The organism is Peteryoungia algae (assembly GCF_030369675.1).
Lineage (GTDB): Bacteria > Pseudomonadota > Alphaproteobacteria > Rhizobiales > Rhizobiaceae > Allorhizobium > Allorhizobium algae.
Genome location: NZ_CP128477.1, coordinates 4,214,668 through 4,228,701, shown reverse-complemented (window position 1 = coordinate 4,228,701; position 14,034 = coordinate 4,214,668). Strand labels below are relative to the sequence as shown.

Sequence of the window (14,034 nt, the reverse complement as noted above, 5' to 3'; positions counted from 1 at the left end):
TATAGTCATTGAGCGGGGTCGCCAAACCCGTGAGGAGCAAACATGAACGAGCTGTCTCTTGCGAGCCAGGCTGCCTTCCAGCCTGGCAATACGGCAGATATTGCCGATGCGCTGATGAGCGCCTCCGGAATGCGGATCGAGATCGACCGTCGGCGCGGCCGTGCGGCCGGGATCAACCCGGCCGGTCGGTTCGAGACCCAGGAGCGTGTTGCCTTCGACGATGGCTGGCAGACGCTCGAAGACATGCCGCCCTTCAAGACAGAGGTGCAGGTCGAAAAGCCCCGCACGGTGATCACCCGCAACGACTCGCCCGATATCCCCTTCGACCGCTCGATCAATCCCTACCGGGGCTGCGAGCATGGCTGCATCTACTGCTTCGCCCGGCCGACGCACAGCTATATGGGCTTGTCTGCCGGTCTCGACTTCGAGGCCAAGCTGTTTGCCAAGCCGGATGCGCCGCGGCTGCTGGAACGCGAGCTGTCGAAGCCGGGTTACAAGGTTAAGCCGATCGCGATCGGCACCAATACCGATCCCTATCAGCCGATCGAGCGGGAATGGCGCATCATGCGGCAGATCCTCGAAGTGCTGGACAAGGCGAACCATCCCGTCGTGATCGTCACGAAGTCCTCTCTCATCCTGCGGGATCTCGACATTCTGGCGTCGATGGCAAAGCGTGGTCTGGCCAAGGTCGGCATTTCCGTGACGACGCTTGACCGGAAGCTGGCGCGGACCATGGAGCCGAGAGCCTCGACGCCAGCCAAGCGGCTTGAGGCGATCAAGGCTCTGTCTGAGGCCGGCATTCCCGTTGCGGTGATGATGGCGCCGGTTATTCCGGCTCTCAACGACCACGAGATCGAGCGTATTCTCGACAGCGGCAAGGCCGCCGGCGCTTCCGAGGCGAGTTATGTTCTTTTGCGCCTGCCGCTGGAGGTGAGCCCGCTGTTTCGTGACTGGCTGCTGCAGAACTATCCTGACCGCTATCGGCATGTGATGTCGCTGGTGCGCTCCATGCGCGACGGCAAGGATTACGACGCCGAGTTCGGCAAGCGGATGAAGGGGGCCGGTCCCTATGCCTGGCAGATCAGCCGCCGGTTCGAAATGGCGACCAAACGGCTCGGCCTGATGCGCCGCAGCCTGCAGCTTCGGGAAGACATGTTCGTTTCGCCCAACAGCGACGGAGTGCAGCTCTCGCTGCTCTGACACTGTTTGATTTTTTCAGTTCCGGTGCTGTTGTCCGCCGCCTCGCACCGGATGTTGTCCCTGGTAAGCCGCCCCTGTCGCCATGATCGGCGATCGGGACCGGGGACTTGCAGGAGGTCGGGTGCGCGTGCGATTTCAGCCGCATGAAAAAGCGCACGCCACCCGATTCTCCTGGCCTCTTTCCCGACCTGCCGCTTGTGCCGGACTTCTCGCTGGAGAACCGGGCCAGGAAGCGTTTGCTGTGGCCGGTGGCCGGCACGGACGAGGCCGGCCGAGGGCCACTGGCCGGCCCTGTGGTGGCGGCCGCCGTCATTCTCGATCCGAAGCGCATTCCCGAGGGCCTGAACGATTCGAAGAAGCTGTCCGCCGCCCAGCGCGAAGTGCTGTATGAGCGGATCCTTTCCCTGGCCACCGTCTCCATCGCCTCCTCATCGCCGAAACGGATCGACATCATTGACATCCGCAAAGCCAGCCTCGATGCCATGCGACGGGCCGTCGCCGGTCTGGGCCTCGAGGCACGCCATGTCCTGGCCGACGGGCGCGATGTTCCCATGGGGCTTACCTGTACCGGCGAAGCGGTGGTGAAGGGCGATGCGCGTTCGGTCTCGATCGCAGCCGCCTCGATCATCGCCAAGGTCATGCGCGATCGCATGATGGTACGGGCCGGCATCGTCTATCCTGATTATGGCTTCGAAGTTCATGCCGGCTACGGCACCGACCGTCATCGTACCGCCCTCGTCACACACGGCCCCTGTCCGCTGCACCGCATGAGCTTTCGCCCCCTCAAGGCGACAGTGATCGATGAAGCGGGTCCCCAGCGCGACTGACTCAGCATCCGGCCTGCAGCTGCAAGAGGATAGCCTGAACCCTCATGGACGATCTTCGGTCGAGCAGACCGTCGGCATCCGTACAGGTGGGCGGCAGCCGCCTGCGCCAAGCACGTCCAGTGCAAGAGACGAAAGCCGGAAGGTTTTCATCCCTTGTCCTCGCAAACGAAAACGCCCCGACCGGGCGAACCGATCGGGGCGTCAATAATCAGACTGCCTTCGCAGGCTTGTCGGCCGAACTCAGTTCAGACGCGACTTAACCTCTGCAACAGAGGCCTTGAACAGCGTCTGCTGAACACCCTCGTCGGCCTTCTTGGCAAGCACCTTCTCGGCAGCGGCAATCGCGAGATCGACGGCCGCAGCGCGAACGGCGTTCACGGCTTCGGTTTCGGCCTGCTTGATCTTCTGCTCGGAAAGCGCGTTGCGGCGGGTCACGAATTCCTCGGTCTTCTGCTTGGCTTCAGCCGTGAGGGCTGCGGCCTCGCGCTCGGCTGCAGCAACGATCGAGGCTGCCTCGGCTTCGGCTTCCTTGCGCTTGCGCTGATATTCGGCCAGCACGTGCTGGGCCTCTTCGCGCAGGCGCTTGGCTTCGGCGAGTTCGTCGCGGATCTTGTCCGCGCGCTCGTCGAGGGCCTTGGCCATCATGCCCGGAACCTTCAGGTAGGCCACGAGAACGAGAAACAGGATGAGACCAACGAATGCCCAAAATGTTGCGTCCATGGTGCTCAGGCTCCCTGCTTGGCGATGCCGGACACGGCAGCCTTGATGTCGGCTGCGGTCGACTTGGCACCGATGAGTTCTTCGACGATCGTGCCGACAGTGTCGATGGCGATCGTGTCGACTTCAGCGAATGCGCGGGCCTTAATGTCAGCGATGCGGCTTTCGGCGGCAGCGATCTTTGCGGAGAGTTCCGCTTCGATGGCAGCGCGCTCGGCGTCGGCCTTGGCCTTGGACGCATCACGGGCGGCAGACGCGATCTGGCCGGCTTTCGCCTTGGCCGCGGTCAGCTCGCGCTCGTATGTTTCAATGGCAGCATCCGCTTCGGACTTCAGACGAGCAGCCTCGTCGAGATCCTGAGCGATGCGGTCGTGACGATTTTCGAGAATGCCGCCGACGCGCGGAACGATGACCTTCTGCATGAGCCTGTAGAACACGCCGAAGGTAATCACCAGCCACAGAAGCTGCGACGGATAGGTCGAGAAATCGAACGGCGGGAACACGCCGCCGCCATGTCCCGCGTCTTGGGCCACGCCGGTCTCGGTGTGAAGCTGGCCTTCTGCCGGAGTTTCCTCTGCAAAGGCGGGGGTCACAAACATGCTCACCTCCAGGTGTATGCTCAGATGCACGAGATCACGGCGTCCTTGTCGGCGCGCCGTGATCTCAAACTCCAGCCGTTATCAGACGGCGAACAGGAGAAGGAGAGCGATGAGCAGCGAGAAGATGCCCAGAGCTTCCGTAACGGCGAAGCCGAATACCAGACGGCCGAACTGGCTGTCAGCGGCAGACGGATTGCGCAGAGCGCCCGCCAGGTAATTGCCGAAGATGTTGCCGAGGCCAAGAGCCGTGCCGGCCATGCCAAAGCAAGCCAGACCTGCGCCGATGTACTTTGCTGCTTCCGCTTCCATGAATAAACTCCTTCGAGATGGGTTGTTGCGGCTTTTGACTGGCGCGAAAGCGCCGATGTCGGTGATCCTTAGTGCCCGCCGGGGTGTATTGCGTCGTTGAGGTACATGCAAGTCAGCACCGCAAAAACGTAGGCCTGGAGGAAGGCGACGAGGAACTCGAGACCCGTCAGGGCGACGGTCATGAGAAGGGGCAGGATCGCACCACCGATGCCGAGCGCACCGAGCGCGCTGAGCGAGGTGACGAAGCCTGCGAAAACCTTGAGCGTGATGTGTCCGGCCAGCATATTGGCGAAGAGACGCACGGAGAGAGAGATCGGACGCGACAGGAACGAGATGATTTCAATCATCACGACCAGCGGCAGAAGCGCGCCGGGAACACCGCTCGGGACGAAGATCTGCAAGAAGTGGAAACCGTGCTTGTAGAAGCCGTAGACGACCACTGTGCCGATGACGAAGAGCGCGAGGGCGAAGGTCACGATGATCTGGCTGGTGACGGTGAAGAAGTAAGGCATCATCCCGAGAAGGTTCGCCGTCAGAATGAACATGAACAGCGAGAAAACCATGGGGAAGAACTTCATCCCGTGACTGCCGGCACCTTCGCGCAGCATCGAGGCAATGAATTCATAGGACATCTCGGCGACCGACTGCATGCGCGTCGGGATCAAGCCGCGATTGGCCGTGGAAAAATAGAGGAAACCGGCAGCGACTGCGACCGTTGCGACCATGAACAGCGAAGCGTTGGTGAAGGAGAAATCGATTCCACCGATTTCGATCGGCACAATCTTTTGAACCAGGAACTGATGAGTCGGATCGTTCGCCACGTTCTGCTCTTTCGCTTTTGCCGCCAGAGGCGGGCACTTTCATACTGCGACGACCGACTAGCGGTCTTCGCCCTTGTTGGTCAAATCCATCTTGCGATCCGCCGGATGAGCCGAGGCCACCATTCCCACAGTCCGCATGACGTTCAATACGCCGGCACAGAAGCCCAACAGCAACATGACAATCATGCCCCATGGCCCCGTGCCCACAAAGTGGTCAAAAAGATAGCCCAGGATCGCACCCACGATGACCGCCGAGATGAATTCGCTCGAGATCTTCATCGCCATTCCGTAACCCTTCCGGGTTTCTTCGGCGCGCTTCTCGTCGCGTTCCTCGGTCTTGTCCGCGACACCTCGCTGTGCGAGCTCCGCGGCCAGTCGTCGACGACGTTCGTCCAGACCCTCTTCTTGCTTGTCCGTCATGGTCAGTTCGCCCGCTCCGTCTTCTATGGGCCGTTTACGCCCGAAAGGAATGCAGAAACGGCCGGATACAAACCCTTCTGGCCCGCTTTGAAGTCGGCCGCACCATAATTTTGAGGCCCCGCATAGTCAAGGCATAGAGAGGGCAAGTTACAAGACAAATTAACCCATATATTTCATAGGCTTAAGCTCAATGCGGCGTTTTATGCCGCATGACATGGGACAATTCGGTCCACTTGGCTGCAAACAAGCACGAGAATCCCGCGCTTGCCGGACGCCGGAGACTCGCGCCGGGGCCTTGCAGAACGAGTCAGCGCTCGGTTCGTGTCGGGTTGGCGGTCAGACATGCGGCATGTCGACTGGTGCGATCAGCTCCAGCCGCCGCCATAGGTGCGGTAGAAGATGTGCTTGCCGATCTTCTCGACCCGTTTCATCGTCGGGCCCCAGGCGGGGCGGACATAGGTCGCGTGGTAATGGGTGGCCGAGCCGACATCCTTGAACCAGATCTTGCCGGCGGTGACCGCCATGGCAATCTCCTTGGCGACCTTCCAGTGGCGCGGTGAGGTGATGATGTCGGGGATACGGTCGCAGGCGAAGGAGAACTGGCAACGGTTGCGCCAGTCCTCGTTCTGATAGACGACGCCGCAAATGCTGCCCGGATAGTGTGGGTTGCGGACGCGGTTGAGGATGACCTGAGCAACGGCCGCCTGGCCTTTCACCGATTCTCCGCGTGCTTCGAAATAGATGCCCTCTGCCAGACATTTCTGCTCCTTGTCGGAGAAGACACCGGCCGGCAGCGGGGTGGCGGCCCAGGCATGGTCCTGCGGCCCGATCTCCGGAATGAAGCGGCCCTGGTCCTCCTGCTGATCCGTGAGGATGCTGTCGAACGGGGAGACAGAGGCATAATCCGGTGGCGGTGGCGCGTAGGCGGTCGCCAACACGTCGGGAACCGCGTTTGTGACGAGGTCCGCGACCATCGGCGTGAGTGACGGGTCGACAGGCGGCTTGTCGCGCTTGAAATAGAAACTTGCGAGTTCGACCGGCGTCGCCTTGTCGCCTTCGCGGGCGAATACGGACGGCGTCTTCAGTTTCGGCTCCATGAGGGAGCTGGAGCGCTGCAGGATCGATCCGGCAGAGAAAGCGCGCGGCGGCAGCATGTGTTCGACAGCGACCACCCTGCCCTTCTTCTGGTCGCGGGTGACGCGCATTTCGTCCGGCAGGGAACCGGGATCCGCCTTGCCGCCATCGAAGGCGATCCGGCGGCCATCGGGCAGAATGAGGCCCGCGCCCCCGGAGAGGGCCAAGGACGCCTCGTCCTCGGAAAAGGCGAGACTGGCCTGGTGGATGGAGCCGGCCGGCGACGATGTCATGACCATGCGCCAATTGCTGGTGCCACGATCAAGCCCGGTGAGAAGACCGGCCATATCGGCCTGGGCGGCCACAGTGGGGAAGATCAGCCAGGAGGCGAGGCCGAAGACCAGGGGAGAGGTCCAGTTCTCCAATCGGGAGAGGACCTTCTTCGAAGGACGAAACTTGGGACGCAAGGCCACACTCCAACTCATACCGACGCGGGTCCGGCGTACCGGTCCCCAACAGGATTACATTAGAGAAATATCTCCTGTTAACCTTGATGCTTGGTTAACACCGGATCACAGGTTCGAGAGTGCACGGGAGAAACGGATAAGGCCGCCGGATGCGCCGACGGCCTTGCTGTATTTCGCGGCGCTCCCTCGCCGTCAGATGACGACGTGCGAGCCCAGTTCAATGACGCGGTTCGCCGGCAGCCGGAAGTAATCCGACGGGTCGGCGGCGGCCTCGGCGAGCGCTATGTAAAGGCGATCCTGCCAATGGGGCATGCCCATGCCGGCACCCACCACCAGCTTGCGCCGCCCCAGATAGAAGGAAGTCGACATGATGTCGAACTTCAGCCCCCCGCGGCGCAGGCTGGCCAGCGTCTTCGAGACGTTCTGTGTTTCCATGAAGCCGAATCGTATCTCGACGCGCGAGAAACGTTCCGAGATCTCATCCACCTCAAACCGCTCGTGCTCCGCGACGCGTGGCCGGCCGAGCGTCCGGATGGTGAGAATGATGTTGCGTTCATGGATGACGTGGTTGTGCTTGAGATTGTGCATCAGGGCCGCTGGCGCGCGGGTCGGGTCGCTGGTCAGGAAGATCGCCGTGCCGGACACACGCGCCGGCCCATGCTCGCCCTTCTTTTCGATCATGCGGACGAAGTCTTCGAGCGGAATGTCGTCGCGCCGGGTCTTCCGGAAGATGATCGCCGTGCCCCGCCGCCAGGTCCACATGACGACGGTGAAGGCGGCTGCAAAGAGAACCGGCACATAGCCGCCATCCTGGATCTTCAGCAGATTGGCCCCCAGGAAGACGAGTTCGAGGACGAGCAGCGGAAGGAGCATGACGGTGGCGAGCGGCAGGCTCCAGTTCCACTTCTTGCGGACGAATTCGAAGGCCATGATCGTGGTCACCACCATAGCCCCGGTGACGGAGATGCCATAGGCGGTGGCGAGCGCTTCCGAGCTCTCGAACAGCAGGACAAGCGCCAGCACGCCGACCAGGAGAAGCGTATTGACCGAGGGCAGATAGATCTGGCCTGTCTGGGTTTCCGAGGTGAAGAGGATCTGCATGCGCGGCAGGAAGCCGAGATGGATCGCCTGGCGAACCAGCGAGAAGGCGCCGGTGATGACCGCCTGGCTGGCAATGATCGTGGCAAAAGTCGCCAGAATGACGATCGGCAGCAAGGCCCAGGACGGGAACATCAGGAAGAAGGGATCGGACATGGCAGCGGGATTGCTGAGAACCAGGGCGCCCTGCCCCAGATAGTTCAGGACAAGCGCCGGAAAGATCAGCGCGAACCAGGCAAGCTGGATTGGCCTGCGGCCGAAATGGCCAAGGTCGGCATAGAGCGCTTCGGCACCTGTGACCGTCAGGAAGACGGCGCCGAGGACGACGATCCCGAGAAAACCTTCCCGCACCATGAAGGTTGCCGCATACCAGGGATTGAAGGCCGCGAAGATGCCGAGATCATCGAAGATGTGCATGATGCCGCCGGCCGCCATGACGATGAACCAGAGCGCGGTGATCGGGCCGAAGAAGCGCGCCATAGCGCCCGTCCCTCGTGACTGGACAGCAAAGAGGCCGATCAGGATCGCCAGGGAGATCGGGACGACAAAATCCGAGAGTTCGGGGGCCACCAGCTTCAGGCCCTCGACCGCGGAAAGCACGGATAGCGCCGGCGTGATCATGGAATCGCCGAGGAAGAGTGCGGCACCGATGAGCCCCAAAGCCATCAGGATCGGGCCATGTCCATTGGCGGCCTTCGACAGGAGCGCCAGAAGGGACAGCGTACCACCCTCACCGTCGTTGTCGGCGCGCAGCAGGAACAGCACGTATTTGAGGGTGACGATGATGGTCAGGGACCAGATCATCAGCGAGATCACGCCGATGACCTCGACGCGAGTGATGCCGTCGACGCCGATGGGCTTCAGCGCCTCACGAAAGGCATAGAGGGGGCTTGTGCCGATGTCGCCATAGACGACGCCGACTGAACCGAGCGCGAGAAGAAGAAGACTGCGCGCATCCTTCGGTCCAGCCCCGGACTGGTCATCGATCTTTTGCATGGGACTACAGGCTCGTTAGAGCCAGCCTTTCCAACGGAAAAACAGGAAGGGGATGATGGCGGACAAAAGCATGGCGAAAAGCGCCAGCGGATATCCAAGATTCCATGCGAGTTCCGGCATGAAGTCAAAGTTCATGCCGTAGATCGATGCGACCAGAGTGGGCGGCAGGAAGACCACCGAGGCGATCGAAAAGATCTTGATGATGGCATTCTGCTCGACATTGATCAGTCCGAGCGAGGCATCGAGCATGAAGGTGATGTTGGTGCCGACAAAGGCCGCATGCTCACCGAGCGACTGAATGTCGCGCGCAACGATGCTGCAGAGTTCGGCCGCCTCTTCCTCGCGCCGCACGATCGGTTGCGACTGGAGGAACACGACGAGGCGAGACAGCGAAACGAGGCTGTCGCGCAGCTTGCTGACCAGTTGGTGATGGCTGGCGATATCGAGAAGCTTGTCTTCCAGGAAACGCGGTGGGCGGCGCTTGGCAGCCTTTCGGTTGACAAAGATGGTGATCGACAGCGCATCGAGGCGGGCAGCAAGCGTTTCCAGGATCTCGGCGGTGCGGTCGATGATGGTCTCGAGAAGGTGGCCGAGCAGCTTTGCGCCGGTGTCGCACTGGCCATTCATCCGCAACAGGCTGGCACTGAAAAGGGCAAACGACTTCGGCTCGGCGTAGCGGATGGTGATCAGGCGGCCGCGAGAGAGGATGAAGGCGACATCGCTCAACAAGGGATAGGTGGATTCCGTCCGGTAGAGCAGCGACGCCGTCATGTAGATGGCGTCGTGCTCGACATACAGACGGCTGGACGGCTCGATATCCTTCAACTCTTCCGGTGTCGGAAGGGGAATGCCGATCCGGGCCTCCACGAGGTGTTCCTCCTCGAGCGTCGGCGTAATCAGATCAATCCAGATGATGTCTTCGGGAAAATCGCCAGATATCGGCTCTTTGCCGATGACTTCGACACTTCCGTCTCTTCGATAGGCCCTGATCAAGGACTGGTCACCTTCGTGGCACGCCGGCGTTGGAAGTCTTGGACACAATCATAGACCCGAAGCGAAAGCCAAAGCAATTGCTGCAGCACAGCAATGCTGCCCGTGCACGGCTGGCTCAGCCGAAACCGGAACAGCCGCCTGAATTCAGCTCAGATCACTCAAAGACGATCGAGGGCGCGGCGCGGCCGGACCGGGCCTTCACCTGCTCCCAGACCTTCGTCGCGATGTCGCGATAGATCTTCGCCTGCGGACCGTCGGGCTCGCTGACCACGACAGGCGTACCGGCATCGGATGTCTCGCGGATGGAAATCGTCAAAGGCACTTCGCCGAGGAAGGGCACGCCGATCGTCTCGGCTTCGGTCTTCGCACCGCCATGGCCGAAGATATCGTAGCGATTGCCTGTGTCGGGCGCGATGAAGTAGCTCATGTTCTCGACGATGCCGAGCACGGGCACCTCGACCTTGTTGAACATGTTCAGTCCCTTGCGGGCATCGATCAGGGCCAGGTCCTGCGGCGTCGAGACGATGACGGCGCCAGACAGTGGCACCTGCTGCGCCATGGTCAATTGCGCGTCACCGGTGCCCGGCGGCATGTCGACCACGAGCACGTCGAGATCACCCCAGGCGACTTCGCGCAGCATCTGCATGAGAGCCGACTGGACCATCGGCCCGCGCCAGATCATCGCCGTGCCTTCATCGACGAGGAAGCCCATGGACATGACCTTGATGCCGTAATTCTCCATCGGCACGATGATGCGGTTCTCGATCTGCTGCGGCCGACCGGTAATTCCGAGAAGGCGCGGCATCGACGGGCCGTAGACGTCCGCATCGAGAATGCCGACACGCAGGCCATTGGCCTTGAGCGCCAGAGCGAGGTTGACTGATGTGGTCGACTTGCCGACGCCACCCTTGCCGGAGGCAACCGCAATGATGGCGTCGATGCCGGGAACGCCTGCCTTCGTTTTCTGCTGGCCACTGGGGGCGGGACCGTGATTGTGCCCATGCCCATGGCCATGGGCGGGCGCAGCGGCCTGAGGGCGCGGCGGTGGCGGAGCAGATCCCTGCTTGCGCTCGGCAGTCAGGCTGACCACGGCTCCCTTGACCCCCGGAATTGCCTTGACCGTGCGCTCGGCCGCCTGCCGCAATGGCTCCAGTTCCTGAGCACGCTCGGCGGGAACATTGATGGAAAAATAGACCTTTCCGTCCGAGATGAAAACGTCGGAGACCATTCCCAGGTCGACGATGTTTCCGTCCAGATCCGGGCCACGGATCCCCTTCAACGCCTCAACCACAAAGTCACGCGACAACTCGGTCATTTCGATATTCTTTCCGCTCGGACATTCATGTCTGCGACACCAGATAATAGACCGGGAGGCGTTCGCCAACCGCAAATGCGGCGAAGAGGGTGCGACCATTGCCGCAGAAACAGACAAGCCGCCTGCGGAGAGCACCCCCCGCGGCGGCTTGTCAGGCTGCACCCGTTGTCGGGTGTCGTGCAACGTCCCCTCTGGACTGACACTGTGAATGCAGGAAGCGTGCCAGACGGCAAACAGCCGGAAAATGCGGACCGCAGGCGACAGAAGGCGCCGAGGACGGGAAAACATGCCAGGAAAGTAGGCGGAACCATACCTGGCGCACAAAAATGCGCCATCGTTTACACTTACTTGATCAAGCCGAGCCGCAGCGCCTTGGCGACCGCCTGGGTGCGGTTGACGGCATCCAGCTTCTTGGTGGCACGGTTGAGATAGTGGTTGATCGTGTGCTCGGAGAGCGTCAGGATCTCGGCGATTTCGACGCTTGTCTTGCCGGCTGCCGTCCAGTTCAAACAATCGAGCTCGCGTTCGGTCAGCATGTCGCTGCTTCGGCTGTCCATCTCGCGGATCTCGGCGAGACGGTTGAAAACATGGGCCGCGAGATAGGCGAGTTCCATCATCTCAAGCGTGTCGAAAGGCTCTCGATCACCGACGAAGGAGATGGCACCGCGGGCCCCGGTTGCATCGTGAACCGGGAAATAGGCGCCGCGCGTCATGCGGAAACGGGTGAAGAGAGCCTTGGAGGTTTCGCTGGACTTGGGATCGCGCTGAAGCGAAACTTCGTCGATATCAACGCGCAGCGGGATCGAAGAACGCCGCAGATGGGCCAGTACCGGGCTTCCCGCCAAGAGCGCCACCTGATCGAATTCCGTCAGCAGATCCGCCGGCCAGTTGGTGATGATCGAGCTGCTGCCCAGGCTCTGGGCGGTGGAACCCGGCATGTTGAGCACCATGAAGGCGCGCGCGCCATAGAGTTCGGTCACTCGCTTCATGAAGCGAAAGACGTCGAACTGGGTCTTGAAGCCCTTCACATCGGCGACCAAACCTTCAACGCGCGCCGCAGCTGCCATGTCCTGGTTCGTCATCACGCACAGATCCTAACCGGGACACCGGTCATGATTTTCGGAAAGCTTGTCAAAGACGCATACGTCAATTGTTTTTGCACCTGCCATTGGCCGAACATTGAAAAAAGCGCGATGAGCCCGAGACATCACGTCAAGCCAGGACACACCCGCTCGTCGGACCTGCAACGACGGTGTGAAAGTCACCAAAGGCAACACGAACGCGAATCTCTTCCTTCGGGTGCCGGAGCATAGACTTGTAAAGCGAACAGGGTCCAGATACCCCATCAATTTTACCGTAAACGGCTGTCTGCAAGATCAGATGCGCGGCTAGGTAGCGATGACCATCGACAAGGAGGACAGGCGTGATTGCGACAGAAAGCTTCAACGGCACGGTGCTGACCGAGGAACGCATGGAACTGGGCGAGGGTCCGACCTGCGACCCGCTCTCAGGCTCGCTCTTCTGGTTCGACATTCTCGGCAAAACGCTGTGCGAACTCGACGTCAAAGCCGGCGGCCTGAAGACGCATGCGCTCCCGTTTCTCGGTAGCGTTCTGGCCGTGATCGACCCGATCCGGCAATTGATCGCCTCCGACCAGGGGCTCTTCCTGCGCGACAGCGTGAGTGGCACGCTTTCCTCCTATGCCGTGATTGAAGACAAGCCGCAGAACCGCTCAAACGACGGGCGGGTGCATCCAAGCGGCGCGCTGTGGATCGGCACGATGAGCCGGACGGCTGAAACCGGCGCCGGTGCGATCTATCACGTGGCGGGGACCGAAGTGACGAAGCTCTTCGATGCCGTCAGCATTCCGAACGGGATCTGCTTCTCCCCCGATGGGTCAGTCGGCTATTTCAACGACTCGAAAGTCAATCATATGATGCGGGTCGAACTCGACCCGGCGACCGGACGCCCCACGGGACAGCCGACCGTGTTCATCGACCAGTCCAAGCGGGATGGGGTCATCGACGGTTCAGTGGTCGACCTCGAGGGCACGATCTGGAATGCGAACTGGGGTGGGGGTGGCGTCGACCGCTACAGCCCGGACGGCCGTCATATCGCGCGTTATGCGACCCCGATGCGTCGGCCTACCTGCCCGGCGTTTTTCGGAGAGGGCTTCAACCTGCTCGCCGTGACCTCCTGCTGGGAGGGATTGTCGGATGCGGAGCGGGCAGCTGATCCGCTGGCAGGTGCAACCTTCGATCTCGGCGTGGCCGTGAAGGGCAAGGCCGAGCCGCGCTTCAAGCTCTGATTTCATTCTTCAATTCATGAATTGCCCGGCCCTCGTTGCGGGGGCCGGCAAACCGCCGAGCGATCATTTTGTTCCCGTCAGGCGGGTAAAATAAACCTGCATCTCCCGGCGGAACGAAGCTGCTTCCCGGACATTTTCCTCTCGAACCGACGCCGCCGCAGTCGTCATGACAACAGGCAGCGTCAGTCGCAGACCATCTCAGAGGAAAGGTAGGTCCACCATGAACAAGTCTCTCAAGGCACTCGCCGCAGTCATGCTGCTCAGCTCCACCGCCATGGCTCCGTTCGCCGTCGCACAGGACGCCACCGGCACCACCACCACGACCCCTCCGGCCGCAACCGATGGTGCAGCCACCCCGGCTCCGGTTACCCCTGACGCCTCCACGGACGGCTCGATGGGCACGACTGCCCAGACCGCTCCCGACGCTGCCGGCTCCGCCACATATCTGACGGAACAGGCTGAAAACCACATTTCGGTCAACGACTTCCTGGGTCAGCCGATCTACACCGCCGACAACCAGTCGATCGGCGACATCAACGACCTGCTCGTGCAGGATGACGGCGGCGTCGTCGCAGCTGTCGTCGGCGTGGGTGGCTTCCTCGGCATCGGCGAAAAGAATGTCGCCATTCCGTTCGACAAGATCACCATTTCCCGCGAGATGGATGATGCAGCCGCCACCGGCACCGGTGACGCTGCCACCACGACGGAAGCCGTTGCTGACGCCGAAGTTCGCCTGACGACCACGGAAACCGCCGAAAGCCTGACCAACGCTCCGGAATTCCGTACGCTGGATGACCAGGCCGCCGACGCCAGCTCCACGGGCACGGGCATGGTTCCGACCGACGGCACCACAACCTCTTCCACGGACAACTGATCCCGGAACGAGGGAC

14 protein-coding genes are annotated in these 14,034 nt (G+C 61.4%); 4 read left to right on the top strand and 10 right to left on the bottom strand.

Translation table 11 applies throughout. The annotated features are described in order from the left end of the window. The first annotated feature begins 42 nt into the window (after positions 1-42). Together QTL56_RS20045 and rnhB are read left to right on the top strand one after the other, a co-directional pair. The gene (locus QTL56_RS20045; RefSeq protein WP_229572856.1) at positions 43-1,200 is read left to right on the top strand and encodes a PA0069 family radical SAM protein; all 1,158 of its coding nucleotides are present in this window, start codon (positions 43-45) and stop codon (positions 1,198-1,200) included. A 143-nt stretch (positions 1,201-1,343) separates the two neighbouring features. Beyond that, a complete protein-coding gene (gene rnhB / locus QTL56_RS20040; protein ID WP_245135122.1) occupies positions 1,344-2,027 on the top strand; it encodes a ribonuclease HII in 684 nt (227 codons plus the stop codon). 240 nt (positions 2,028-2,267) lie between these two features. Here the strand turns inward: rnhB and QTL56_RS20035 are convergent, their stop codons facing one another. From QTL56_RS20035 to QTL56_RS19990, 10 genes are all read right to left on the bottom strand, one after another. Beyond that, positions 2,268-2,747, bottom strand: coding sequence for a F0F1 ATP synthase subunit B (locus QTL56_RS20035; protein ID WP_229572858.1), 480 nt, complete (start codon positions 2,745-2,747; stop codon positions 2,268-2,270). Positions 2,748-2,752: 5 nt separating this feature from the next. Beyond that, a complete protein-coding gene (locus tag QTL56_RS20030) occupies positions 2,753-3,343 on the bottom strand; it encodes a F0F1 ATP synthase subunit B (protein ID WP_229572859.1) in 591 nt (196 codons plus the stop codon). A gap of 81 nt (positions 3,344-3,424) precedes the next feature. After that, positions 3,425-3,652: a F0F1 ATP synthase subunit C gene (locus tag QTL56_RS20025; RefSeq protein WP_112240872.1), complete on the bottom strand. Its 228-nt coding sequence runs from the start codon at positions 3,650-3,652 to the stop codon at positions 3,425-3,427. A 68-nt stretch (positions 3,653-3,720) separates the two neighbouring features. Then, entirely contained in the window at positions 3,721-4,473 is a 753-nt protein-coding gene (locus QTL56_RS20020) for a F0F1 ATP synthase subunit A (protein ID WP_112240870.1), read from the bottom strand. A 57-nt stretch (positions 4,474-4,530) separates the two neighbouring features. Then, positions 4,531-4,893 (bottom strand): AtpZ/AtpI family protein, encoded by a 363-nt coding sequence (locus QTL56_RS20015; RefSeq protein WP_229572860.1) that lies wholly within the window; start codon positions 4,891-4,893, stop codon positions 4,531-4,533. 365 nt (positions 4,894-5,258) lie between these two features. Next, a complete protein-coding gene (locus tag QTL56_RS20010; protein ID WP_245135121.1) occupies positions 5,259-6,452 on the bottom strand; it encodes a cell wall hydrolase in 1,194 nt (397 codons plus the stop codon). 174 nt (positions 6,453-6,626) lie between these two features. Beyond that, on the bottom strand, positions 6,627-8,528 hold the full coding sequence (locus tag QTL56_RS20005; RefSeq protein WP_245135119.1) for a potassium transporter Kup: 1,902 nt from the start codon (positions 8,526-8,528) through the stop codon (positions 6,627-6,629). Positions 8,529-8,543: 15 nt separating this feature from the next. After that, a complete protein-coding gene (locus QTL56_RS20000) occupies positions 8,544-9,521 on the bottom strand; it encodes a magnesium transporter CorA family protein (RefSeq protein ID WP_267498918.1) in 978 nt (325 codons plus the stop codon). 154 nt (positions 9,522-9,675) lie between these two features. Then, entirely contained in the window at positions 9,676-10,836 is a 1,161-nt protein-coding gene (gene apbC, locus QTL56_RS19995; RefSeq protein WP_245135117.1) for an iron-sulfur cluster carrier protein ApbC, read from the bottom strand. Positions 10,837-11,180: 344 nt separating this feature from the next. Continuing rightward, entirely contained in the window at positions 11,181-11,918 is a 738-nt protein-coding gene (locus QTL56_RS19990) for a helix-turn-helix transcriptional regulator (protein ID WP_245135115.1), read from the bottom strand. A 389-nt stretch (positions 11,919-12,307) separates the two neighbouring features. Here QTL56_RS19990 and QTL56_RS19985 point away from each other — a divergent pair, with 389 nt between their 5' ends. Both QTL56_RS19985 and QTL56_RS19980 read left to right on the top strand, forming a co-directional pair. After that, positions 12,308-13,144 carry an SMP-30/gluconolactonase/LRE family protein gene (locus QTL56_RS19985; protein WP_245135506.1) on the top strand — a complete coding sequence of 279 codons (837 nt, stop codon included), beginning with the start codon at positions 12,308-12,310 and terminating at the stop codon, positions 13,142-13,144. Between the two features lie 220 nt (positions 13,145-13,364). Then, the gene (locus tag QTL56_RS19980) at positions 13,365-14,018 is read left to right on the top strand and encodes a PRC-barrel domain-containing protein (protein WP_245135113.1); all 654 of its coding nucleotides are present in this window, start codon (positions 13,365-13,367) and stop codon (positions 14,016-14,018) included. Positions 14,019-14,034: the final 16 nt, after the last annotated feature.

Coding starts and splice junctions, on each gene's coding strand:
- QTL56_RS20045 (WP_229572856.1), top strand. CDS start 43: ATGAACGAGCTGTCTCTTGCGAGCCAGGCTGCCTTCCAGCCTGGCAAT.
- rnhB (WP_245135122.1), top strand. CDS start 1,344: ATGAAAAAGCGCACGCCACCCGATTCTCCTGGCCTCTTTCCCGACCTG.
- QTL56_RS20035 (WP_229572858.1), bottom strand. CDS start 2,747: ATGGACGCAACATTTTGGGCATTCGTTGGTCTCATCCTGTTTCTCGTT.
- QTL56_RS20030 (WP_229572859.1), bottom strand. CDS start 3,343: ATGTTTGTGACCCCCGCCTTTGCAGAGGAAACTCCGGCAGAAGGCCAG.
- QTL56_RS20025 (WP_112240872.1), bottom strand. CDS start 3,652: ATGGAAGCGGAAGCAGCAAAGTACATCGGCGCAGGTCTGGCTTGCTTT.
- QTL56_RS20015 (WP_229572860.1), bottom strand. CDS start 4,893: ATGACGGACAAGCAAGAAGAGGGTCTGGACGAACGTCGTCGACGACTG.
- QTL56_RS20010 (WP_245135121.1), bottom strand. CDS start 6,452: ATGAGTTGGAGTGTGGCCTTGCGTCCCAAGTTTCGTCCTTCGAAGAAG.
- QTL56_RS20005 (WP_245135119.1), bottom strand. CDS start 8,528: ATGCAAAAGATCGATGACCAGTCCGGGGCTGGACCGAAGGATGCGCGC.
- apbC (WP_245135117.1), bottom strand. CDS start 10,836: ATGACCGAGTTGTCGCGTGACTTTGTGGTTGAGGCGTTGAAGGGGATC.
- QTL56_RS19990 (WP_245135115.1), bottom strand. CDS start 11,918: ATGACGAACCAGGACATGGCAGCTGCGGCGCGCGTTGAAGGTTTGGTC.
- QTL56_RS19985 (WP_245135506.1), top strand. CDS start 12,308: ATGGAACTGGGCGAGGGTCCGACCTGCGACCCGCTCTCAGGCTCGCTC.
- QTL56_RS19980 (WP_245135113.1), top strand. CDS start 13,365: ATGAACAAGTCTCTCAAGGCACTCGCCGCAGTCATGCTGCTCAGCTCC.